The sequence below is a fragment of the Burkholderia sp. BKH01 genome (genome assembly GCF_025685725.1).
GTDB classification, from domain to species: Bacteria; Pseudomonadota; Gammaproteobacteria; order Burkholderiales; family Burkholderiaceae; genus Burkholderia; species Burkholderia pyrrocinia_C.
Map to the genome: position 1 here is coordinate 211,112 of NZ_JAOTQT010000002.1, position 19,961 is coordinate 231,072.

A 19,961-nucleotide genomic window follows, 5' to 3' on the forward strand; every position below is an offset into this window, starting at 1 on the left:
ATTGTAGCCGGTGCGCCAGGCCGCCGCCCGGCCTCGCGCCGGCTGGGGCGCCCGCCAAACGAAAGCCCCCGCCGGCGAACCGGACGGGGGCGTGAACGGAGTGCTCGCGGCGCCGCGTCGGTGCGCGGCGAATGGCCCGGCCGCGCGAGGCGCCGGGCCGCGGGTCGTCAGTGCAGCACGACGGGCATCATCATCAGGCTGTCGAATTGCCCGAGGAATTCGTCGACTTCGTCGAGCGACGGTTCATCCTCGATCAGTTGCTTCACGTGCGCGCGGAAGCGTTCGGCAAGTTCGCCGTCGATGAAGATCTCGCGCTGCGCGTTCTTGTCGACGATTTCGTACCCGCCGGCATTCATCAGATGATGGCCGGCCTGCGGCGCAAATTCGACGACGCAGTAGTTGGGGCTGTTGTAGATCATTTGCATGGCGGCACTCCTCTTCGCAGTGGCATCTGGCCTTGTTGTCCCCTAGGTGGGGCGAGCCTTGCCGGTTTCAAGGGGCTTGCGCTGCACACCCCGTTCCCGTTGCGTGGGGTGTATCGGTTAGAAGCCGATGTCTATGAAACGTTTCTTATTGTCTGCCGGTGGACTGAAATAGTTGTTAAAGAGTGTCATCGGCCATTTCGCGGAAATCTGTAATCGGTCGAAATTGCCGATCCCTGCGCGTTCACTGTGTGACAGGCGCAGCCGGTTGCGCGGGCGGTTGCACGGTGGCCGGCGGCGCGGGTTGTGCCGGTTCCGCGGACGGGGCGGGCGGTGCGGCCGATGCATCGGGCGTCGATGCGCCGGCGGGCGCGTTCGTTGCACCGCCTGCCGGCGCCGCATCGGACGGCACGGCCGGCGCCGCGAGCCGGCCGTGCCACAGCAGCTCGATCTGCGCGCCGTTCGGTTCGGTCTGCACGAGCCGAGCGGGCAGCCAGCCGAGCGACGGCGCGAGCCACATGTCGATGCGGCGCGTGTCGCCGTCGCGGCGCGGCAGGCGCATGAAGTGCCGCGCGTCGATGATGCCGGCCTGCGTCTGCACCTGCTCGTCGCCGATCACCGTGATCGGCCAGGTCTCGCCGCTGTTGTTGTCGATCACGAAGAACTGCTGCGTGACGCCCGGCTTGTAGGCGGACGGGTTGCCGCGCAAGAGCCCCGACAACTGCATCAGCATGCTGAAGCGGTCCTGCACGCCGTCGGGCAGCGGCGCGTTGTTCGGCGTGCGCGTGAACACGACCTGCCGGATCTCGCGGTTGAAGATCGCGATGTCTTCCGGCCGCTTGCCGCGTTGCTCGACGTAACGGTCGGGCGCGACGCCGAACGCGTCGATGCGGCCTTCGCTGCGATAGGCGAACGGGCCGACGAACGGCACCGGCATCGATACCGACAGGTCGTAGGTGCGCCCGTCGGTGCGCCAGTGGATCGTGCCGATCATGTTCTGCATCCCGTTGTAGAACGTGTCGTACTGCAGGTCGCCGGACGGCGGCGCGGCGAACTTCACGCCGCTGGTCGCGGGGCCCGGCGTCGCGGCGCTGCTGGCGCCGGCGGCCGATGCGGCGAGCGTGCCCGATGCACCCGATGCACCCGGTACGCCGCTCGCCGCGGACGCGGCGGCCGGCGGCGGCTCGCCGTGCTCGGCCGTCTGCGTCGACGTGAGGACCGGCTCGGGTGACGGTGCGGGCTTCGGTGCGGCGGCCTTGGGCGCGGCCGGCGCGGGGGCGGCCGGATGCTCGACCGGCTTCGGCGCGGGCGGCGCGGGCTGGCGCTCGATCGGTTGCGGCTTCAGCAGCTCGATCTGCATGGGGACCTCGGCGGGCGCGGGCGGCGTGAACGATTCGCGATTGCGTATCAGCCAGATCGCGGCGAGCGCGTGCAGCACCAGCACGACGACGAGCGCGACGCCCACGCGCAGCCAGCGGCGGGGCAGGGCGTGACTCGGGCGGATGTCGGCAGGCTGCATGGGCATCGGAACGGGGTCGGGTCGGTCGCGTGACGTCGGGCGTGCAGCGCGCGCCACAGGAATCGGACCGTCGGAGGCGTCGCGCGTTCGCGGTGCGGCGTGTACCGGGGTGTCTCGCGTGCGTCAGGCGTGGCGCGCGTCGGGACTATAGCCGAGTTCGTAAGACAGTTTCCGCGCGCACGCGCGCAGCGCGGTGTCGATCTCGCCGCCCCACGCAATATCGAACGAGCCTTCCTGGCCGAGCGCGACGATCGCGAGCGCGAGCTCGCCGACCGCGTCGAACACGGGCATGCAGAACGCATGGATCGTCGGCAGCAGCATCCCCTCGACGCGCGCGGCCTCGTGCTCGCGCACGTCGGCCAGCACCGCGTCGACCTCGTCGAGCGTGCGCGGGCCGCCGTGATGCGGCGAGCGGCGCGTATCGGCGAGTTCGCGCTCGAGCATCGCGGCGGTCTTGCTGCGCGGCAGGTACGCGGCGAACAGCAGCCCGGTCGCGGAGCCGAGTAGCGGCATCACGTCGCCGAGCTTCAGCGACGCCTTCGCCGGATGGCTCGATTCCATCCAGTGCACGATCGTCGGCCCCTGGTTGCCCCACACCGCGATGCCGACCGTCTGGTCGAGGCGGTCGCGGAACTCGGTCAGCGCGATCCGCGCGAGCTTCACGCCGTCGACGCGTGCGAGCCGCGCGAGCCCCATCTGCAGTGCGAAGCCGCCGAGCTCGTAGCGGCCCGACACGGGATCCTGCGACACGACGCCGAGCCGCGAGAAGCTGACCAGGTAGCGGTGCGCCTTCGCAGGACTCATGCCCGCGCGCTGCGCGAGGTCGCGCAGCATCATCGCGCGCGGCTCGCTCGTCAGCACGTCGAGCAGGCGGAAGCCGACCTCGATCGACTGGATGCCGGAACGGACTTTCTCGCCGTGCTCGCCGGAAGCGGCGTCGTCGGTGTCGGAGTCGGCGAGATCGTCGTCGGGAAGCGGGCTGGCGGGCATGGGCAACGGGTGCGCGAAAATGCGGCAAGGATCGGGGCGAAAACGGCGTGCGCGATCATGCGCGCCGCATGGATTCACCATCGTAAAATAGATTCCTTCCATCGTCACTACAACGGCAGATTCCCCTATGAAACTTGCTTCGCTGAAGGACGGCACGCGCGACGGCCAACTGATCGTCGTGTCGCGCGACCTGCACACCGCGGCGATCGCCGACGCGATCGCGCCGACGCTGCAGCGCGTCCTCGACGACTGGGCGTTCTACGCGCCGCAGCTGCGCGACCTGTACGACGCGTTGAACCAGGGACGCGCGCGCAACGCGTTCGCGTTCGATCCGGCCAACTGCATGGCGCCGCTGCCGCGCGCGTTCCAATGGGCCGACGGCTCCGCGTACGTGAACCACGTCGAGCTCGTGCGCCGCGCGCGCGGCGCGGAGATGCCGCCCGAGTTCTGGACCGATCCGCTGATGTACCAGGGCGGCAGCGACGATTTCCTGGGGCCCCGCGACGACGTCGTGTGCCCGTCCGAGGAATGGGGCATCGATTTCGAGGCGGAAGTCGCGGTGATCACCGGCGACGTGCCGATGAGCACGTCGCCCGACGACGCGCTGAAGGCCGTGCGGCTCGTCACGCTCGCGAACGACGTGTCGCTGCGCAACCTGATTCCGGCCGAGCTCGCGAAGGGCTTCGGCTTCTTCCAGAGCAAGCCGGCCACCGCGTTCGCGCCGGTCGCCGTGACGCCCGACGAGCTCGGCGACGAATGGCGCGAAGGCCGCGTGCACCGGCCGATGATCGTCCACTGGAACGGCAGGAAGGTCGGCCAGCCCGACGCGGGCACCGATATGGTGTTCCACTTCGGCCAGCTGGTCGCGCACGCGGCGAAGACGCGCAACCTGCGTGCCGGCTCGATCGTCGGTTCGGGCACGGTGTCGAACAAGGACGCGAAGCGCGGCTACTGCTGCATCGCCGAGAAGCGCTGCCTCGAGACGATCGAGCACGGCGCGCCGCAGACCGAATTCATGCGCTACGGCGACACCGTGCGCATCGAGATGTTCGATGCGGCCGGCAAGTCGATCTTCGGCGCGATCGAGCAATCGGTCGCACCGCCCGACGGCGCGGCGTAAGGGACGCAGGGCACGCAGCGCCCGCGCGAGACCCGGCCCAGGCCCGCGCGCCGGGTTTCGCCTGATGTTTGCCCGCGCGGGCTTGGCTACACTCGATTCAAGCGTCTCGCAAGGAGCAGCACATGGCCGATCTCGCCGCGTACGGCGGTTATGAAGCACTGAAGGTGACGCGCCGCGACCATGGCGTGCTCGACATCGTGATGAGCGGCGAGGGCGCGAACCGCAGCGGCCTCGCGACCGCGAACGCGCGCATGCATCGCGAGCTCGCCGACATCTGGCGCGACGTCGATCGCGATCCCGACACGCGCGTCGCGGTGATCCGCGGCGAAGGCAAGGGCTTTTCGGCGGGCGGCGATCTCGCGCTCGTCGAGGACATGGCGAACGACTTCGACGTGCGCGCCCGCGTGTGGCGCGAGGCGCGCGACCTCGTCTACAACGTGATCAACTGCAGCAAGCCGATCGTGTCGGCGATGCACGGCCCGGCCGTCGGCGCGGGGCTCGTCGCCGGGCTGCTCGCCGACATCTCGATCGCCGCGAAGGATGCGCGCATCATCGACGGCCATACGCGGCTCGGCGTCGCGGCCGGCGACCACGCGGCGATCGTGTGGCCGCTGCTGTGCGGGATGGCGAAGGCGAAGTACTACCTGCTGCTGTGCGAGCCCGTGAGCGGCGAGGAGGCCGAGCGGATCGGGCTGGTATCGCTCGCGGTCGAGCCGGCCGACCTGCTGCCGAAGGCGTACGAAGTGGCCGAGCGGCTCGCGCACGGCTCGCAGTCGGCGATCCGCTGGACCAAATATGCGCTAAACAACTGGCTGCGCACGGCCGGGCCGACCTTCGATACGTCGCTCGCGCTCGAATTCATGGGCTTCTCGGGGCCCGACGTGCAGGAAGGCATCCGTTCGCTGCGCGAGCGGCGCCCGCCCGACTTCCCCGGCGACGCGCCGTTCTGACGACGCGCGCTATGATCGAATCACGCGCGGCTGCACGACCCATGGCGGCCGCCTCGCTCCCCCAGTCAACCAGGATGCCCGTATGACGACCGATGCCTCCGGCTCCAACCCTTTCGCCGGCTTTGCCGGCTTCAAGCCCGCCGACATGATGGACCGGATGTGGGACATGATGCGGATGTCGCCGTTCGGCGGGATGACGTCGTTTCCGGGCGCCACGCAAGGGCTGCCGCCGTCGCTGTCGAGCATGTCCGACATGATGGCGCCGCTCACGAGCGTCGAGGAACTCGACAAGCGGATCACCGATCTGCGCGCGGTCGAGCAGTGGCTGAAGCTCAATCTCGGGATGCTGCAGTCCGCGATCCAGGCGCTCGAGGTGCAGCGCGCGACGCTCGCGACGCTGCGTGCGTTCGGCGCGTTCGCACAAAGTTCGATGTCGGCGGCCGAGGAAGCGGCCGTCGCGGCCGCGCAGGCGGCGAAAGCCGCGTCGGCGTCGCCGGGCGATGCAGCACCGCCGACGGACGGTGCGGATGCGCCGCCGGAAGGCGAGGCCGCGCAGCAGGCGTTCGACCCGGCCGGCTGGTGGAACCTGCTGCAGTCGCAGTTCAACCAGCTCGCGAGCCTCGCGATGGCGCAGCCGGGCATGCAGCCCGCGGCGCCGGGCGACGCGCCGCCGGAAGCAGCCGCCCCGCCGGAGCAGCCCGCGAAGCCGGCACGGGCCGCCGCCGCGCCGCGCAAGCCCGCCGCGAAGCGCGCGAAGCCGGCCGGTTCGGCCGCGGCGAGCGCGGCGGCCGCATCGTCGCCCGAAACCCGTCCGCCGAAGCGCTCGACGTGACACGGCACAGCTAGCAGGTCGATCATGCGGCTCGCGCTCGTTCTGATGGGAGGCGGTGCACGTGCCGCCTACCAGGTCGGCGTGCTGAAGGCGCTGGCCGAAATCGCGCGAGAGGCCGATCCGGACCGGCAGACACTGCCGTTTGCGGTCGTGTGCGGCTCGTCGGCCGGCGCGATCAACGCGACGTCGATCGCGAGCCACGCGGACGACTTTTCCCACGGCGTGCGCCGCCTGCTCGAATTCTGGGAGCACCTGCGCCCCGACTACGTGTACCGCACCGACTGGCTCGGCATCGCGGCCGCCGGCGCACGCTGGCTCGCGACGATGACGTTCGGCTGGGCGGCCCGCCGTTCGCCGCGCGGGTTGCTCGACAACACGCCGCTCGCGCACCTGCTGCAGCGCGAACTGAGCTTCCACCGGATCGAGCAGATGCTCGAGGCGCGCCTGCTGCACGCGCTCGCGGTGACGGCGCTCAGCTATTCGAGCGGCCGGCACCTCACGTTCTACCAGGCGGCCGAGCCGATCCAGGCGTGGCGGCGCGCGCAGCGCACCGCGCGGCTCGTCGATTTGTCGGCGTCGCACCTGCTCGCGTCGTCGGCGATTCCGTTCGTATTCCCGGCCGTGCCGCTCGTGCTCGACGGGCAGATCGAATACTTCGGCGACGGTTCGATCCGGCAGATCGCGCCGCTGTCGCCGGCGATCCACTTCGGCGCGCACCGGATCGTCGTCGTCGGCGCGGCCGACCCGCGGCCCGAGATTCCGGCCGCGAACGGCGCCGGCCGCGTGCGCGGCTACCCGACGCTCGCGCAGATCGGCCAGCAGGTGCTTGCGAGCGTGTTCCTCGACTCGATCGGCTCGGACATCGAGCGGATCGAGCACATCAACCGGATGATCGAGCACCTGCCGCACCAGGTCGAGGTCGACAGCGGCTGGCGGCACGTCGACGTGCTCGCGATTGCGCCGTCCGAGCGTATCGAGCTGATCGCCGCGAAGCACCTGAAGCAGATGCCGGCGGCGATGCGCGGGCTGCTCGGCGCGGTCGGCGGCAGCCAGCCGGCCGGCGCGTCGTTCGCGAGCTACCTGCTGTTCGAGGAGGCGTTCACGCGCGAACTGATCGAGCTCGGCTACGGCGACGGGCGCGCGCAGCGCGACACGCTCGCCGGCTGGATCGCGCTGGCGGACGGCGGCAGCGCGCCGGCAGCCGGCATGCCGCCGGAAGACGGCCTCGCGACGGGCGAAATACGGGTCTGATGCACGCGGATGGCGGGCGGTTGCGCGAGGTTGCGTTTTCGCGACGCTGGGGCGCGACCGATCGCCGCACCGGGATTGGCGGCGCGCGACCGGGCAGGCGTCTCGGAAGCGTCATACACGCGTGATATCATGGCCGCCGCCGTATACACCACATCGAGCAGCCCGCCGATCCGGCATCCGCACGGGACCCTACGGGGAACCCGCCTGGGGGCAGGGGACGGGCTCGCCAACGAGCCGGCCAGTGCCGGCCCCCAACTCAGGCAGGCGCGGCCGGTTCCGTTCGAACGGAGCGTGGCTGCGGCGTGCCCAACGGCGGCGGCGCGGCCGCCCGGCTGCCGGACGCGGAATCAGCGTCCGGTCGGTCGGTTTCACGCGTAAAATTACAGTCTTGGCTGCAAAAAGCGCGCTTGGCGCGCCTTTGCGGCAACAGTCACGTTTAGAGAAGTCGCATTGCGCAGAACAGGGGTGGGACCATCATGAACACGATGCTTTATCCGGAACTTTACAGGTCGCTCGAAGCCGTCCGATGGGACATGGAGAAGGACATTCCGTGGGACAAGTTCGACGCTTCGCTGCTCACCGACGAGCAGGCGAAGACGATCAAGATGAACGCGATCACCGAATGGTCGGCGCTGCCCGCGACGGAAATGTTCCTGCGCGACAACCAGCACGACAGCGACTTTTCCGCGTTCATGAGCGTGTGGTTCTTCGAGGAGCAGAAGCATTCGCTCGTGCTGATGGAATACCTGCGCCGCTTCAAGCCGGAAATGGTGCCGACCGAAGAGGAACTGCACGCGGTGCGCTTCCAGTTCGACCCGGCGCCGCCGCTCGAAACGCTGATGCTGCACTTCTGCGGCGAGATCCGCCTGAACCACTGGTACCGCTGCGCGGCCGACTGGCACACCGAGCCCGTCATCAAGCAGATCTACGAAACGATCTCGCGCGACGAAGCACGCCATGGCGGCGCGTACCTGCGCTACATGAAGAAGGCGCTGAACAACTGCGGCGACGTCGCGCGTGCCGCGTTCGCGAAGATCGGCGTGCTGATGGCGTCGGCGCGCCGCACCGAGAAGCCGCTGCACCCGACCAACCTGCACGTGAACCAGGCGCTGTTCCCGCGCGACACCGTGCAGTCGCGCCTGCCGGATCCGGAATGGCTCGAGCGCTGGCTCGACGAGCAGATCCGTTTCGACGGCGAGTGGGAAAAGAAGGTCGTCGAGCGCATCCTGCACAACCTGTCGATCCTGTTCGAGCGCACGTTCGCGACCGCGCAGGAGCTGAACCGCTACCGCAAGGAAGTCACCGGCCGCCTGCAGGCCGAAAGCGGCCCGTCGTCGGCCGCGCAGCCGGCCTGAGGCCGTCGGGCACCGTAGTCGGCGTGAGTCGCGCCGGGGCCGCGTTGCGCGGTTTCGTGTCCGTTGCATGAAGCCCGCCCGGCCGGTCCGGCGGGCTTTTTATCTGGCGTCGCCGCCGCGTCCTGCCGTCGGGGCCGCCGTGCGCGCCATCGTTCATTCCGTCCGATCTCCATCATGTCCGCCACCTTCGAACGCAAGCTGATCACCCGTGATGCCCTCGTCGCCCTGCGCGCGGCGCTGCCGTCGCCCGTCGTGTTCACCAACGGCGTATTCGACATCCTGCATCGCGGCCACGTCACGTATCTCGCCGACGCGAAAGCGCTCGGCGCATGCCTGATCGTCGGCGTGAACTGCGATGCGTCGGTGCGCATGCTCGGCAAGGGCGACGACCGGCCGATCAACCGCGAGGACGATCGCGCGGCGCTGCTCGCGGCGCTGGAAAGTGTCGACTGGGTCGTGAAGTTCGAGGAACAGACGCCAGTGTCGCTGATCGAGGCCATCCGTCCGGACATCCTCGTGAAGGGCGGCGACTACGACATGGATGCGCTGCCGGAATCGGCGCTCGTGCGCGGCTGGGGCGGCCGCGCGCTGGCGATTCCGTTCGAGCACGACCGCTCGACCACCGCGTTGCTGAAGAAGGTCCGCGCGCAGCAGTCCTGAGCGCGGATCGGTACCGTCAGGGCGCGGACGCCGCGAGCGGCGCGGCCGTGACGCCCGGCGACGCGATCGGGCCGCCGACGACGGGCTGGTCGGTCGCCTGCGCCAGCGGCGTCACGCGCAGCGCGTCGGGCTGCACCTGCCGCGACAGCACGCCGGGTTCGCGCGGGCCGGCTGCCGGCAGCGGCCCGAACACGCCGCGCGCCACCACGAACGCAAGCATGTTGGCGAGAAAGAGAACAGCGATCAGCCAGCGCAGCATCGTCGAAACTCCTCGTCGTGGTTCACGTCATTCAGTCGGGCCGGCCGCATGGCCGGCGTTTTCGTTACTTCCGTGACTGTTCTCAACAGTCAGGCAACCCGTGTGCGGCCTTCGCCTCGCGGGCGGCGGGCCGCTTGCGGCGGCGCGTTCCCCCAACGTTCCCGCGACGAAATTCTGCACCGGCATGCACCGATACCGTCGGCGAGACGGCGAAGCCGACGCAACTCCGTCAATTCTGCGCTGCCGCTTCCTCGGCAATCAGCGCGAGCCCGGACAGGATCAGCGCGTCGTGCCGCGTATGCGGGACCGTCAGTGCACGCGCGACATCGTCCGCCGCGCCGCCTGCCAGCACGAGCCGCACGGGCGCCTGCCAGGCGTCGGCAAGATCGCGCCACGCGCGTTCGATCAGCCCGGCCTGCGCGTACAGGCAGCCGGCCGACAGCGAGCGCGGCGTATCGACCTGGAACGGCTCGGCCTGCGCACCCGCGAGCAGCCCGCTCGCGATGTCGGTGGTGAGCGTCGGCAACTGCGCGGTGTGCGTGCCGAGCGCGCGCATCATCAGCGCCCAGCCCGGCGCGATCAGCCCGCCCGTGAAGCGGCCGTCCGCGCGCAGCGCCTCGAGCGTCGTCGCGGTGCCGAACGTCGCGATCAGCAGATGCTCGCCCGGAAACGCCGCGTGTGCGCCGATCAGGCCGGCCCAGCGGTCGCTGCCGAGTTGTTCGGGGGCCGTATAGCCGTTCGTCACGCCGCATTGCGCGGGTCGCGAGCGTATCGTCGCGCGCGGCAGGCCCGGCCAGCGGGTGTCGAGCAGCGCGTCGATCCGTGCGGCCACGTCGGCGCCCGCGACGTTCGAGATCCATGCGCCGCGCGGACGCGGCAGGTTCGACCAGTCGGGATCGGCGCCGCCGTCGCGCGCGTGGCCGAACGCGCCCGTGTCGACGAGCGTGCGCTGCGCGTCGGCGAGCGCCCACTTGATCCGGCTGTTGCCGGCGTCGATCAGCAGGTGCGGCTCGCTCATTGCGCTTCGCGCAGCGACACGTCGCCGGCCGCGATCGCCTGCACGCCGTTCGGCGTGTCGAGCAGCAACTGTCCGGTCGCATCGATACCGGTCGCGATGCCGCGCGCGCGTTCGACGCCCTGTTCGAGCAGCACGACTTCGCGCCCCGCGTACGCGTGCAGCGCGTGCCAGCGCGGCAGGAACGGTGCGAGCCCGTCGGTGCCGAACTGCGCGAGCGCGGGCGTGAGCGCGTTCAGCGACGCGGCGAGCGTATCGGTGAGGTTGGCCGACGCGCACGCGATCGACAGCGCGGCGGGCGGCAGCCCGCTCGCGAGTGTCGCGTCGCGTGCGCGTAGCGCGTCGACCTGCGCGGCGACGGCTTCCGCACCGCGCACGTTGATGCCGAAGCCGATCACGACGGCGGTCGCGTCGGCGGTGGTCCAGACGGTTTCGATCAGGATCCCGCCGAGCTTGCCGACGATGCGGGGCGTGCCGTCGTCGGTCGCCGTCAGCAGCAGGTCGTTCGGCCATTTGAGCGCCACGCGCGTGCGCGCGTCGAGCGGCAGCGTGGCCAGCCCTTCGGCGAGCGCGACGCCGATCGCGATGCTCAGGCCGCCGAGCGCGTCGACGGGGCGCGGCACGATGCAGCCGACCGAGCACAGCAGTGCATTGCCGGGCTGCGCGAACCACGGCCGGCCCTGTCGGCCGCGGCCGGCCGTCTGCTCGAACGCGACGCGCACGAGCGGCGCGGGCAACGCGTTCGCGCTGCGCGGCAGCGCCTTGAGCCGCGTCGCGACGTCGGCGTTGGTCGAGCCGGTGGCGGCGACGATGTCGAGCGGCCACGCACGCGGCGCGGCGTCCAGGTGCGCCTCGAGCCGGTTGCGCGCGATGTGCGCGTCGCCGGAATCGGGCGTGTCGGAGGAGGTGGGGGCGTTCATGGTGACTATTGTAGCGACAGGGGGCGGGGGCGCGTCGGGCAACGCGCGCGAACCGAAGAACCATCACATCACGGCGCGACAACCGGATGCTTCAGCGCATGCGCGGTCTCGATCCACTGCGCGTGGAATTCGTCCGCGTCGGGCCTGAGCCCCAGCTCGCCGTTGCGATAGGCCATCGCGAGCGTCTGCACGGCTTCCGGCAGCTCGTGTTCGGCGGCCCGGCGATACAGCGCAAGCGCGCGCGCGTCGTCGCGCGGCACGCCGCTGCCATCGCGGTACGCGTTCGCGAGCATGAAGTCCGCGGCCGGGATGTCCGCACGCGACGCGATGTCGAACCAGTGCGCGGCCTGCACCGGATCGGCGGCGATGCCGTAGCCGCTGCGATAGATCAGCCCGAGGTAATACGCGGCGGCCGGGTCGCCCTGTTCGGCCGCTTCGCCGAGCAGCGCGCGTGCGCGTACGTAGTCCTTCGGGATGTCGCCGCTGCCGAGCAGCAACGCCTTGCCGAGCGCGAGCTGCGCGCGCCGCGCGGCCGGCGCGTCGGCCTTGCCGTCAGCCTGCGCGGCGGTTTCCAGCCAGCCGCGCCCCTCGTCGCGCAGCCCCGGTTCGCGCGCGTCGACGAGCGCGATGCCGAGCGCCGCCTGCGCGGCGCCCGACCCGCGACGCGCGAGGGTACGCAATTGCGCGAGCGCATGCGGCTCGGTGGCCTGCGTGACCATCGCCTGCCACTCGTCGAGTTGCGCGGCGCTGGGCGCGGGGCTGGCGCCGCGCAAGCCGGTCGCAGCTACCACGGCCGCGACGGTCACGGCCGCCGCCGCGAGCAGCGCGGCCGGCGGGAGTTTCGCGCGCAGCAGGCGCCGCGCGGCGGCAGCGAAGCCGGTTTCGGCCGGCCGCATCGTCCGGATCGGTTGCATCGCGTGTCTCATTGCGTGAGGTCGATCTCGTAGGTGGCGAGGTTCTTGCCCGAGCCGTCGTCGGCCGCGACCTGCGTGATGCCGGTCAGGCCGGCCGCTGCCGCATCGCCGAGACGGTTCGGTGCGGACGCAAACTGCACGTGCGCGACCGAGCTCGCGAGCTTCGTGAAGCGCCAGCTGCGCTGCGCGCCGTCGGCCGCGCGAGTGATCGCGCCGCGCTTCTTGATGAATGCGATCAGCACGTCGCGGTTCGCATCGGGCGACGCGAAGATCGTCTTGCTGCCGTCGAGGCCCGGGAAGTTGCCGCCGCCGCTCGCGCGGTAGTTGTTGGTCGCGACGATGAACTGCGCGTTCGGGTCGATCGGCGCGCCCTTGTACGTCAGATTCCTGATCCGGCTGCCGAGCGGCTGCGTGACGTCGATCTCGTACGCGAGATCGGCCGACGTGAACATGTCGAAGTTGTAGCCGGGGAAGCTGCTGACGAGCTTCTGTACGGTCGCTTGCGTCGGATCGATCCGGTTGAAGCGCTTCGCGGCGGTTTCGAGCCAGTTCTTCACGTCGGCGCCGCTCACCTTCACCGCGTACACGGTGTTCGGATACAGGTACAGGTCGGCCGCGTTGTTGATCGCGAGCGCGCCCGGCGCGACGTCGGTGTAGTCGCTGCCGCCGCCGAAGCCGCTCTTGAACGGCGCGCTGACCGACAGCACCGGCAGCGACGCGTACTGCGGCAGGTTCGCCTGCACGTAGGTCTTCACGTAGTCGGCTTGCGCCTCGTTGACGATCTGGATCGCGCCCGGGTCGCCGACATCCGCGAAGTACGAGTTCATCCGGTAGTCGGTCGAGCCGACCGGCGTCTTCACGTAGTCGATCGTCGCCTGGTGCTCGGCGGCGATCGCCGCGGATACCGACGGGTCGGCCGCGACGTAGGTCTTGTCGGCGTTCTGGATCGGCCGCGCCTCGACGGTCGTCTGCGACTTGTCGACGCTCCACGTCTTGCCGTCGAACTTCAGGCCGAGCTTGATCACGCCGAGGTGCTTGCCCCAGTAGTTGGCCATCACGGTCGGCACGCCGTTGACGGTGCCCTTGACCTTGTCGACGCCCGGCAGGTTGAACTGTGACACGGTGCTGTTCGCGTCCGGGAACACCTGGTGCGAGTGGCCGATCAGCATCGCGTCGATGCCGGTTACCGTCGACAGCCACCAGCTGCCGTTTTCCATCGTCGGCGAATACGCGGAATTGTCGAGGCCGCCGTGCGAGATCGCGACGACGAGATCGGCGCCCTTCGCGCGCATCTCGGGAATGTACTTCTCGGCGGCTTCCTTCAGGCCGGTCGTGTAGACCTTGCCGTCGAGCCAGCGCTTGTCCCAGCTCATGATCGCGGGCGGCGTGAAGCCGATGATGCCGATCTTCACGGGCGCGCTGACCGTCTTGCCGTCCGGCGTCGTCGCCGTCACCGTGCGGGTCAGGATCGTGTACGGCGTGAACAGCGGCGCGTTGGTCTTCGCGCTGATCACGTTCGCGAGCACCTGCGGGAAGTTCGGGCCCGCGCACTTCTTCTGCTGGGCCGGGGCCGGCAGGCCGTCGACCTCGAACGTGTTGCCGGTCACCTGCGACAGGTACGGCAGCCCGTAGTTGAACTCGTGGTTGCCGATCCCGCCGCCGTCGAATTTCGCGGCGTTCATCACCTTGTAGATCGCGAGCGTCTGGTCGCAGCCGATCGGCTTCACGAGCGCCTGGTAGTCCGACAGCGCGGTGCCCTGGATCGTGTCGCCGTTGTCGAGCAGCAGCGTGTTCGGGTACTGCGCGCGCGCCTGCGCGATCAGCGTCGACACGCGCTCGAAGCCGAGCGAATTGTCGGCGGCGAGCTTGAAATAGTCATACGACAGCACGTTGGTGTGCAGGTCGGTCGTCTCGAGCAGCGCGAGCGTGGCCGTCGTGCCGACGGGCGCCTGGGCCTGCGTCTGCGGCGGGGCGGTGACGTCGTCGCCGCCGCAGCCGGCGAGGGCAAAGGCCAGGCTGGCGAGCGCGGCGGCGGCCGGTACGCGGCGGCGGGAAAGCGGGGGGAAACGCATCGGTTGTCCTGTTCTCGGAGTTCTGTTTTGTGAAATGCGAAGTGCGCAACGAAATGGCGGCGCAGAGCGCCGACGGCCTGAGGTGCGGCGCGTGAGAGTATCGAAAGGAAACGTGACGGAAGAATGAAAGGCGATGACGCCGGCGGCGGGCCGCGTGTGCGGCGGCCTCCGGGGGCAGGCCCAGCCGGGCGCGCCCAGCTATGCGCGCCCGGCTGGGCGCCCCACGGAAATCCTCACGTCGCGGCGCCGGGCGGTTCGCTACAATGACCGCTGTCATCCTTTTGCAAACAACCTGCCCTTGGACTTCGAGACTCCTCCCGGCCTGTCGGTCGACGCCGGCGGCCAGGGCCAGACGGTGCGCCTGACCGGCCAGTGGACCGCGATCGCGCTTGCGCGCAATCGCGGCGCGGTTGCGCGCCGCGTCGCGAGCATCGCGTCCGGGCGCGTGAGCGAATGGGATCTGTCCGGCATCGAGCGGCTCGACCACGTCGGCGGCCAGGCGCTGTGGCGCGTGTGGGGCCGCAAGCTGCCGGCCGGCGTCGCGCTGAGCGCCACGCAGCGCACGATCTTCGAGCGCATCGAGCGGCTCGACAGCGGGCGCGAAGCGCCCGAGCGCATCGTGCGCGTCGATCCCGTCACGCGGCTCGGCCAGGCAATCTTCACGTTCGGCGAACACCTGCAGGGTGGCATCGCGATGTTCGGCCTCGTGATCCTCGATGCGCTGTCGGTGCTGCGCCGCCCGCAGACCATGCCGTGGAAGGAAACCTCGGCGAACATCTACAGCGCCGGCGCGCAGGCGCTGCCGATCACCGCGCTCGTCGCGTTCCTGATCGGCATCGTGCTCAGCTACCTGTCCGCGCAGCAGCTGCAGATGTTCGGCGCGAACCGCTACATCGTGAACATCCTCGGGTTGTCGGTGATCCGCGAGCTCGGCCCCGTGCTGTCGGCGATCCTCGTCGCGGGCCGCTCGGGTTCGGCGATCACCGCGCAGATCGGCGTGATGCGCGTGACCGAGGAACTCGACGCGATGCGCGTGATGGGCATCCCGCACGGGCTGCGGCTGGTCCTGCCGCGCGTGCTCGCGCTCGGCGTCGCGATGCCGTTGCTCGTGATGTGGACCAACATCATCGCGCTGACGGGTGGCGCGCTCGCCGCGAAGCTGGTGCTCGGGATCGACGTCAACTATTTCGTGCGCTCGCTGCCGGGCGTCGTGCCGATCGCGAACCTGTACATCGGCGTCGGCAAGGGCGTCGTGTTCGGCATGCTGATCGCGCTGGTCGCCTGCCATTTCGGCTTCCGGATCAAGGCGAACTCGCAGAGCCTCGGCGAAGGGACGACCACGTCGGTCGTGTCGTCGATCACGGTCGTGATCCTCGCCGACGCGGTGTTCGCGATCCTGTTCCAGAACGTGGGGCTCGGATGAACGCATCGAACGAATCGCCGGCCGATGCCGCGGCGGCCGGTGCCGCGCCGGCCCACACCGCGGCAGTCGGCGTCGCCTCGGCCGGCACGCCGCCCGCCGCGGCGGCGGATGCCGGCGACCTCGTGATCGAGGTGCGCAACCTGACCAAGCGCTACGGGCGCAACATCGTTCACCAGAAGCTCGACTTCGACGTGCGGCGCGGCGAGATCGTGGCGATCGTCGGCGGCTCGGGCTCCGGCAAGACGACGCTCGTGCGCCAGATCCTCGGCCTCGAGCGGCCGACGTCGGGCACGATCAAGGTGTTCGGCGAAGATACGGCGACGATCGACGACGCGAGCGCGCGGATGATGCGTACGCGCTCGGGGATGTTGTTCCAGCAGGGCGCGCTGTTCTCGTCGATGACGGTGTTCGACAACGTCGCGCAGCCGCTGCGCGAACTCGGCCGCGTGCCGCCGGACCTGCTGCACGACATCGTGATGCTGAAGCTCGAGATGGTCGGGCTGCCGTGCAAGCACGCGTCGAAGATGCCGGCCGCGCTGTCGGGCGGGATGGTGAAGCGGGTCGGCATCGCGCGCGCGATCGCGCTCGAGCCCGAGCTGCTGTTCCTCGACGAGCCGACGGCCGGCCTCGATCCGCAGGCATCGGACGAATTCGTCGAGCTGATCGCGACGCTGCACCGCACGCTCGGGCTGACCGTCGTGATGATCACGCACGATCTCGACACGATGGTCGCGCTGTCGACGCGCGTCGCGGTGTTGGCCGACCGCAAGGTGCTGGTCGCCGCACCGGTCGAGGAGGCCGCGAACGTCGACCATCCGTTCATCCACGAATATTTCCTGGGGCTGCGCGGGCGCCGCGCATTGCAGGCACTGCCGCCCGAGCGGCGCGCGAAGCTGCCGAAGGCGGCCCTCGAACCGGCGCTGTCGAGCGTCGAGCTGTAGGCAAGGCAAGAAGCAAGGAACCGTCGAATGGAAAACAAATCACATGCGTTCTGGGCCGGCCTGTTCACGATCGCGCTGACGCTCGCGATCGCGGGCACCGTGTTCTGGTTCAACGTCGACCGCACCGTGCGCGTGCCGTACGACCTGCTTGCGCGCACCAACGTGACGGGGCTGTTCCCGGACGCGGCCGTGCGCTTTCGCGGCCTCGACGTCGGCAAGGTGCAGTCGATCGGCTTCGACCGCACGCACCCTGGCCAGATTCGGATCCGGATTCTCGTCGACCACGACGCGCCGATCACGCAATCGACCTACGGCAGCCTCGGCTTCCAGGGCGTGACGGGCATCGCGTTCGTGCAGCTCGAGGATACGGGCCGCGACCTGGCGCCGCTGCCGTCGTCGCCGAAGGCGATTGCGCAGATCCCGATGCGGCCGAGCCTGTTCGACCAGATTCAGGAGCGCGGCGACGTGCTGCTGCGGCAGCTCGAACTGGCCGCGAAAAGTGCGAACGCGCTGATGTCGCCCGAGATGCGCGAGCAGTTGCGCGCGACGGCCGAAAGCCTGCAGCACGCGGCCGATGGCGCGACGGTACTGTCGAAGCAACTCGCCCCGGCCGTCGCCGCGCTGCCGGAGACGATGCACCAGGTGAACCGCACGATGGCGTCGGCGAACACGCTGCTGCAGCCGAACGGGCCGCTCGTGTCGAACCTGAACAAGGCCGGCACGGCCGCCGAGCAGGTCGGCGTCGCGCTGAACGATCTCAACGCGCGCGTGCAGTACGACACGCTGCCGCGCTTCAATGCGTTGGCCGGCAGCGTCGGCGACGCGTCGCGGCAATTGAAGGACGTCGCCGGTGAACTCGGCCGCAACCCGCGCAGTCTGTTGTTCGGTTCGCCCGGCGCTGCGCCGGGGCCCGGCGAAGCGGGCTTCGCCTGGCCCGCTGCGACGGCCGGGAAGTGAAGCAGGCCGGAGACCCATCGATCGCCTGGCCGGAAACGGCCGGGCAGTGACGTCCATCGAAACCGGAAACATCATGCAGGAACACGCCATGCCACGAATCCTTGACCGCGCGCTGCGTCCGGCCGCGGCTGCGTTTGCCGTGCTGACGCTCGCGCTTGCGGCCGGCTGCGCCGGCAACAGCGCGGCGCTGTCGAATGTCCGCTACGACCTCGGGCCGGCCGCGTCGGTTGTGACGGCCGGTTCGGGCCCTGCGCTGAAGGTGCTCGATATCGCCGCGCCCGACGCGCTCGATTCGGACAAGTTCGCGTACCGCCTCGCGTACGCGGATGCGCAGCACGTGGCCGTCTATCGCGACAGCCGCTGGACCGCGCCGCCCGCGCAACTGCTCACGCAGCGGCTGCGCGGCGCGCTGTCGTCGCGCGGCGCGGTGCTCGAAGGGACCGACGGCGTGCGCGCGCCGACCCTCAAGGTCGACCTGAACGAATTCGAGCAGGTGTTCGACGGGCAGTCGCAAAGCCACGGCGCCGTCACTGCGCGCGCGACGCTGACGCTCGACGGCAAGGTGCTCGGCCAGCGTACGTTCGTCGCGCGCGCGCCGTCGAGCACGCCCGACGCGGCCGGCGGCGCGCGCGCGCTCGCGACGGCGAGCGACGAACTCGTGTCGCAGATCGCCGCATGGGTCGGCATGCAGGCATACGCGGGCACGCCGTGACGCACGCCGCGCAGCCGCGATGAACGCGACCGGCACGCATCGCACATCGCCGCTCGCGCGGCAGGCCTTTGCCGCCTACGCGGCGCTCATCGTCTACGCGTCGCTGTATCCGTTCGAAGGCTGGGTGTCGCTCGGCATCGGGCCGTTCGACTACCTGTTCGCGCCGATGCAGCGCTACGTGACCGCGTTCGACGTGGTCACGAACGTGCTCGGCTATTTGCCGTTCGGCGCACTCGGTGTGCTCGCGCTGCACCCGCGCTGGCGCGGGGTCGCCGCGACGCTGATCGCGGGCGCGCTCGGCGTGCTGCTGTCGGGCTCGATGGAGGCGCTGCAGACCTACCTGCCGACGCGCGTCGCGTCGAATCTCGATCTCGCGGCCAACGCACTCGGCGCGCTGCTGGGCGCGGCGCTCGTCGCGCCGGCCACCGGTGCGCTGCTCGACCGCGGCGCGCTGCGCCGGCTGCGCTTCGCGTGGTTCGAGGCCGATGGCGCGACGCCGCTGCTGCTTGCCGTGCTGTGGCCGTTCGCGATCCTGTTTCCGTCGCCGTTCCTGTTCGGCATCGGCGACTGGCCGGCCGCGCTGTGGGAGCGCGCCGACGCGTCGATGCAGAACACGCTGCTCGCGTGGCTGCCGGCCGCGTGGCATGTGAGCGAATGGCCCGAGCGCGTCGACGGCTGGCTGTCCGATTCCGCGTGGGAGGCCGCGCTCGGCGGGCTGATGCTGTTCGCCGCGCTGGCGATCGCGTCGCTCGCGATGCGGCCGCGCGCGCCGCGTATCCGGCTGCTGATCGCGCTCGTCGTCGCGACGCTTGTGCTGAAGGCGGCCGCGACGTTCATGCAGTCGGCCACCGGCCTCGTCGTCGTGTGGGCGACGCCCGGCGCGCGGCTCGGCATCGAGCTCGGTTTCGCGGCCGCGCTCGTCGCGCTGCGCGTGCCGGCCACCTGGCGCGCGACGCTCGCGGCGCTTGCGTTGCTGGCGGGTGTGGCGCTCGTCAACCTGCTGCCGGTCAATCCGTTCTTCGATTTCACGCTGTCGGGCTGGCGGCAGGGCCGCTACCTGCACTTCAACAGCATTGCGCGCTGGCTCGCATGGATCTGGCCCTACGCGGCGCTGATCTGGCTCGGCCAGCGCGTCGAGCACGCGTGGCTGCCGGCCGCGGTGCGCCGCTGACGGTGCAGTCCGGGCGGGGCGGTTCCGGCCGCATCGCGGGCAGCGGCGCGCGCCGGTCGCTATAATCGTCCGGACCATCATCCGTTGCACCGCGCAACGGCTATCGCCCCTCTTTCCGCCCGGCACCGCGCCGGGCCGCTCGTCACCACCATGGATTCCTACTACCAGCACCACGTCTTTTTCTGCCTGAACCAGCGCGAACCGGGCGCCGAGCGTCCGAGCTGCGCGCAATGCGACGCGCAGACCATGCAGGAATACGCGAAAAAGCGCGTGAAGGAACTCGGCCTCGCGGGGCCCGGCAAGGTTCGCATCAACAAGGCCGGCTGCCTCGACCGCTGCGAGGAAGGGCCCGTGATGGTCGTGTATCCGGAAGGCACGTGGTACACGTACGTCGACCAGGCCGACATCGACGAGATCGTCGAATCGCACCTGCGCGACGGCAAGGTCGTCGATCGACTCAAGATCTGAACGGGCCGGC

The 19,961-nt window shown here is 70.1% G+C and carries 20 protein-coding genes; 12 read left to right on the forward strand and 8 right to left on the reverse strand.

Annotated elements, in window-relative coordinates; translation table 11 throughout:
- Nucleotides 1-167: 167 nt before the first annotated feature.
- From OEJ37_RS03915 to OEJ37_RS03925, 3 genes are all read right to left on the reverse strand, one after another.
- Nucleotides 168-425, reverse strand: a complete 258-nt coding sequence (locus OEJ37_RS03915) for a DUF3567 domain-containing protein (RefSeq protein ID WP_006477667.1) — start codon at nucleotides 423-425, stop codon at nucleotides 168-170.
- Between the two features lie 241 nt (nucleotides 426-666).
- Nucleotides 667-1,947 carry a DUF3108 domain-containing protein gene (locus OEJ37_RS03920; RefSeq protein WP_263343258.1) on the reverse strand — a complete coding sequence of 427 codons (1,281 nt, stop codon included), beginning with the start codon at nucleotides 1,945-1,947 and terminating at the stop codon, nucleotides 667-669.
- A 117-nt stretch (nucleotides 1,948-2,064) separates the two neighbouring features.
- The gene (locus OEJ37_RS03925) at nucleotides 2,065-2,931 is read right to left on the reverse strand and encodes an IclR family transcriptional regulator (protein WP_263343259.1); all 867 of its coding nucleotides are present in this window, start codon (nucleotides 2,929-2,931) and stop codon (nucleotides 2,065-2,067) included.
- Between the two features lie 127 nt (nucleotides 2,932-3,058).
- Here OEJ37_RS03925 and OEJ37_RS03930 point away from each other — a divergent pair, with 127 nt between their 5' ends.
- The 6 genes from OEJ37_RS03930 to rfaE2 all read left to right on the forward strand — a co-directional run bounded on the left by OEJ37_RS03930 (nucleotide 3,059) and on the right by rfaE2 (nucleotide 9,099).
- Nucleotides 3,059-4,051: a fumarylacetoacetate hydrolase family protein gene (locus tag OEJ37_RS03930; RefSeq protein WP_263343260.1), complete on the forward strand. Its 993-nt coding sequence runs from the start codon at nucleotides 3,059-3,061 to the stop codon at nucleotides 4,049-4,051.
- A gap of 122 nt (nucleotides 4,052-4,173) precedes the next feature.
- A complete protein-coding gene (locus tag OEJ37_RS03935; RefSeq protein ID WP_174419914.1) occupies nucleotides 4,174-5,001 on the forward strand; it encodes an enoyl-CoA hydratase/isomerase family protein in 828 nt (275 codons plus the stop codon).
- Nucleotides 5,002-5,083: 82 nt separating this feature from the next.
- Nucleotides 5,084-5,833, forward strand: coding sequence for a PhaM family polyhydroxyalkanoate granule multifunctional regulatory protein (locus OEJ37_RS03940; RefSeq protein ID WP_175941442.1), 750 nt, complete (start codon nucleotides 5,084-5,086; stop codon nucleotides 5,831-5,833).
- Between the two features lie 24 nt (nucleotides 5,834-5,857).
- The gene (locus OEJ37_RS03945) at nucleotides 5,858-7,084 is read left to right on the forward strand and encodes a patatin-like phospholipase family protein (protein ID WP_174421260.1); all 1,227 of its coding nucleotides are present in this window, start codon (nucleotides 5,858-5,860) and stop codon (nucleotides 7,082-7,084) included.
- A 476-nt stretch (nucleotides 7,085-7,560) separates the two neighbouring features.
- Nucleotides 7,561-8,439, forward strand: a complete 879-nt coding sequence (locus tag OEJ37_RS03950) for a diiron oxygenase (RefSeq protein WP_011353352.1) — start codon at nucleotides 7,561-7,563, stop codon at nucleotides 8,437-8,439.
- Nucleotides 8,440-8,613: 174 nt separating this feature from the next.
- A complete protein-coding gene (rfaE2, locus tag OEJ37_RS03955) occupies nucleotides 8,614-9,099 on the forward strand; it encodes a D-glycero-beta-D-manno-heptose 1-phosphate adenylyltransferase (protein ID WP_263343261.1) in 486 nt (161 codons plus the stop codon).
- Between the two features lie 16 nt (nucleotides 9,100-9,115).
- Here rfaE2 and OEJ37_RS03960 read toward each other — a convergent pair whose 3' ends face one another.
- The 5 genes from OEJ37_RS03960 to OEJ37_RS03980 all read right to left on the reverse strand — a co-directional run bounded on the left by OEJ37_RS03960 (nucleotide 9,116) and on the right by OEJ37_RS03980 (nucleotide 14,279).
- Nucleotides 9,116-9,358: a hypothetical protein gene (locus OEJ37_RS03960; RefSeq protein ID WP_175919463.1), complete on the reverse strand. Its 243-nt coding sequence runs from the start codon at nucleotides 9,356-9,358 to the stop codon at nucleotides 9,116-9,118.
- Between the two features lie 229 nt (nucleotides 9,359-9,587).
- A complete protein-coding gene (locus tag OEJ37_RS03965) occupies nucleotides 9,588-10,376 on the reverse strand; it encodes a type III pantothenate kinase (RefSeq protein ID WP_263343262.1) in 789 nt (262 codons plus the stop codon).
- Complete coding sequence (locus OEJ37_RS03970; protein WP_175919461.1) at nucleotides 10,373-11,293, reverse strand: biotin--[acetyl-CoA-carboxylase] ligase; 921 nt, start codon at nucleotides 11,291-11,293, stop codon at nucleotides 10,373-10,375. Before OEJ37_RS03970 ends, OEJ37_RS03965 begins: the two co-directional genes overlap by 4 nt.
- A 68-nt stretch (nucleotides 11,294-11,361) precedes the next feature.
- Nucleotides 11,362-12,207 carry a tetratricopeptide repeat protein gene (locus tag OEJ37_RS03975; RefSeq protein WP_263343264.1) on the reverse strand — a complete coding sequence of 282 codons (846 nt, stop codon included), beginning with the start codon at nucleotides 12,205-12,207 and terminating at the stop codon, nucleotides 11,362-11,364.
- Between the two features lie 8 nt (nucleotides 12,208-12,215).
- Complete coding sequence (locus tag OEJ37_RS03980) at nucleotides 12,216-14,279, reverse strand: bifunctional 2',3'-cyclic-nucleotide 2'-phosphodiesterase/3'-nucleotidase (protein ID WP_263343265.1); 2,064 nt, start codon at nucleotides 14,277-14,279, stop codon at nucleotides 12,216-12,218.
- A gap of 298 nt (nucleotides 14,280-14,577) precedes the next feature.
- Between OEJ37_RS03980 and OEJ37_RS03985 the strand changes: the two genes are divergently transcribed.
- From OEJ37_RS03985 to OEJ37_RS04010, 6 genes are all read left to right on the forward strand, one after another.
- On the forward strand, nucleotides 14,578-15,702 hold the full coding sequence (locus tag OEJ37_RS03985) for an MlaE family ABC transporter permease (RefSeq protein WP_174421269.1): 1,125 nt from the start codon (nucleotides 14,578-14,580) through the stop codon (nucleotides 15,700-15,702).
- The gene (locus OEJ37_RS03990; RefSeq protein WP_263343266.1) at nucleotides 15,699-16,643 is read left to right on the forward strand and encodes an ABC transporter ATP-binding protein; all 945 of its coding nucleotides are present in this window, start codon (nucleotides 15,699-15,701) and stop codon (nucleotides 16,641-16,643) included. Before OEJ37_RS03985 ends, OEJ37_RS03990 begins: the two co-directional genes overlap by 4 nt.
- Before the next feature lie 27 nt (nucleotides 16,644-16,670).
- Nucleotides 16,671-17,600: an MlaD family protein gene (locus OEJ37_RS03995; RefSeq protein ID WP_174421271.1), complete on the forward strand. Its 930-nt coding sequence runs from the start codon at nucleotides 16,671-16,673 to the stop codon at nucleotides 17,598-17,600.
- A gap of 88 nt (nucleotides 17,601-17,688) precedes the next feature.
- Complete coding sequence (locus tag OEJ37_RS04000; RefSeq protein WP_174421272.1) at nucleotides 17,689-18,312, forward strand: ABC-type transport auxiliary lipoprotein family protein; 624 nt, start codon at nucleotides 17,689-17,691, stop codon at nucleotides 18,310-18,312.
- 19 nt (nucleotides 18,313-18,331) lie between these two features.
- Complete coding sequence (locus OEJ37_RS04005; RefSeq protein WP_263343269.1) at nucleotides 18,332-19,483, forward strand: VanZ family protein; 1,152 nt, start codon at nucleotides 18,332-18,334, stop codon at nucleotides 19,481-19,483.
- A 150-nt stretch (nucleotides 19,484-19,633) separates the two neighbouring features.
- Nucleotides 19,634-19,951 carry a (2Fe-2S) ferredoxin domain-containing protein gene (locus OEJ37_RS04010; RefSeq protein ID WP_011694422.1) on the forward strand — a complete coding sequence of 106 codons (318 nt, stop codon included), beginning with the start codon at nucleotides 19,634-19,636 and terminating at the stop codon, nucleotides 19,949-19,951.
- Nucleotides 19,952-19,961 lie beyond the last annotated feature (10 nt).

Excerpts from the sequence above, each read along its gene's own strand:
- OEJ37_RS03950 (WP_011353352.1), top strand. The coding sequence starts at position 7,561 with ATGAACACGATGCTTTATCCGGAACTTTACAGGTCGCTCGAAGCCGTC.
- OEJ37_RS03965 (WP_263343262.1), bottom strand. The coding sequence starts at position 10,376 with ATGAGCGAGCCGCACCTGCTGATCGACGCCGGCAACAGCCGGATCAAG.
- OEJ37_RS03930 (WP_263343260.1), top strand. The coding sequence starts at position 3,059 with ATGAAACTTGCTTCGCTGAAGGACGGCACGCGCGACGGCCAACTGATC.
- OEJ37_RS03975 (WP_263343264.1), bottom strand. The coding sequence starts at position 12,207 with ATGCAACCGATCCGGACGATGCGGCCGGCCGAAACCGGCTTCGCTGCC.
- OEJ37_RS03940 (WP_175941442.1), top strand. The coding sequence starts at position 5,084 with ATGACGACCGATGCCTCCGGCTCCAACCCTTTCGCCGGCTTTGCCGGC.
- OEJ37_RS04010 (WP_011694422.1), top strand. The coding sequence starts at position 19,634 with ATGGATTCCTACTACCAGCACCACGTCTTTTTCTGCCTGAACCAGCGC.
- rfaE2 (WP_263343261.1), top strand. The coding sequence starts at position 8,614 with ATGTCCGCCACCTTCGAACGCAAGCTGATCACCCGTGATGCCCTCGTC.
- OEJ37_RS04000 (WP_174421272.1), top strand. The coding sequence starts at position 17,689 with ATGCCACGAATCCTTGACCGCGCGCTGCGTCCGGCCGCGGCTGCGTTT.
- OEJ37_RS03945 (WP_174421260.1), top strand. The coding sequence starts at position 5,858 with ATGCGGCTCGCGCTCGTTCTGATGGGAGGCGGTGCACGTGCCGCCTAC.
- OEJ37_RS03995 (WP_174421271.1), top strand. The coding sequence starts at position 16,671 with ATGGAAAACAAATCACATGCGTTCTGGGCCGGCCTGTTCACGATCGCG.
- OEJ37_RS04005 (WP_263343269.1), top strand. The coding sequence starts at position 18,332 with ATGAACGCGACCGGCACGCATCGCACATCGCCGCTCGCGCGGCAGGCC.
- OEJ37_RS03935 (WP_174419914.1), top strand. The coding sequence starts at position 4,174 with ATGGCCGATCTCGCCGCGTACGGCGGTTATGAAGCACTGAAGGTGACG.
- OEJ37_RS03915 (WP_006477667.1), bottom strand. The coding sequence starts at position 425 with ATGCAAATGATCTACAACAGCCCCAACTACTGCGTCGTCGAATTTGCG.
- OEJ37_RS03960 (WP_175919463.1), bottom strand. The coding sequence starts at position 9,358 with ATGCTGCGCTGGCTGATCGCTGTTCTCTTTCTCGCCAACATGCTTGCG.
- OEJ37_RS03980 (WP_263343265.1), bottom strand. The coding sequence starts at position 14,279 with ATGCGTTTCCCCCCGCTTTCCCGCCGCCGCGTACCGGCCGCCGCCGCG.
- OEJ37_RS03970 (WP_175919461.1), bottom strand. The coding sequence starts at position 11,293 with ATGAACGCCCCCACCTCCTCCGACACGCCCGATTCCGGCGACGCGCAC.
- OEJ37_RS03990 (WP_263343266.1), top strand. The coding sequence starts at position 15,699 with ATGAACGCATCGAACGAATCGCCGGCCGATGCCGCGGCGGCCGGTGCC.
- OEJ37_RS03920 (WP_263343258.1), bottom strand. The coding sequence starts at position 1,947 with ATGCCCATGCAGCCTGCCGACATCCGCCCGAGTCACGCCCTGCCCCGC.
- OEJ37_RS03925 (WP_263343259.1), bottom strand. The coding sequence starts at position 2,931 with ATGCCCGCCAGCCCGCTTCCCGACGACGATCTCGCCGACTCCGACACC.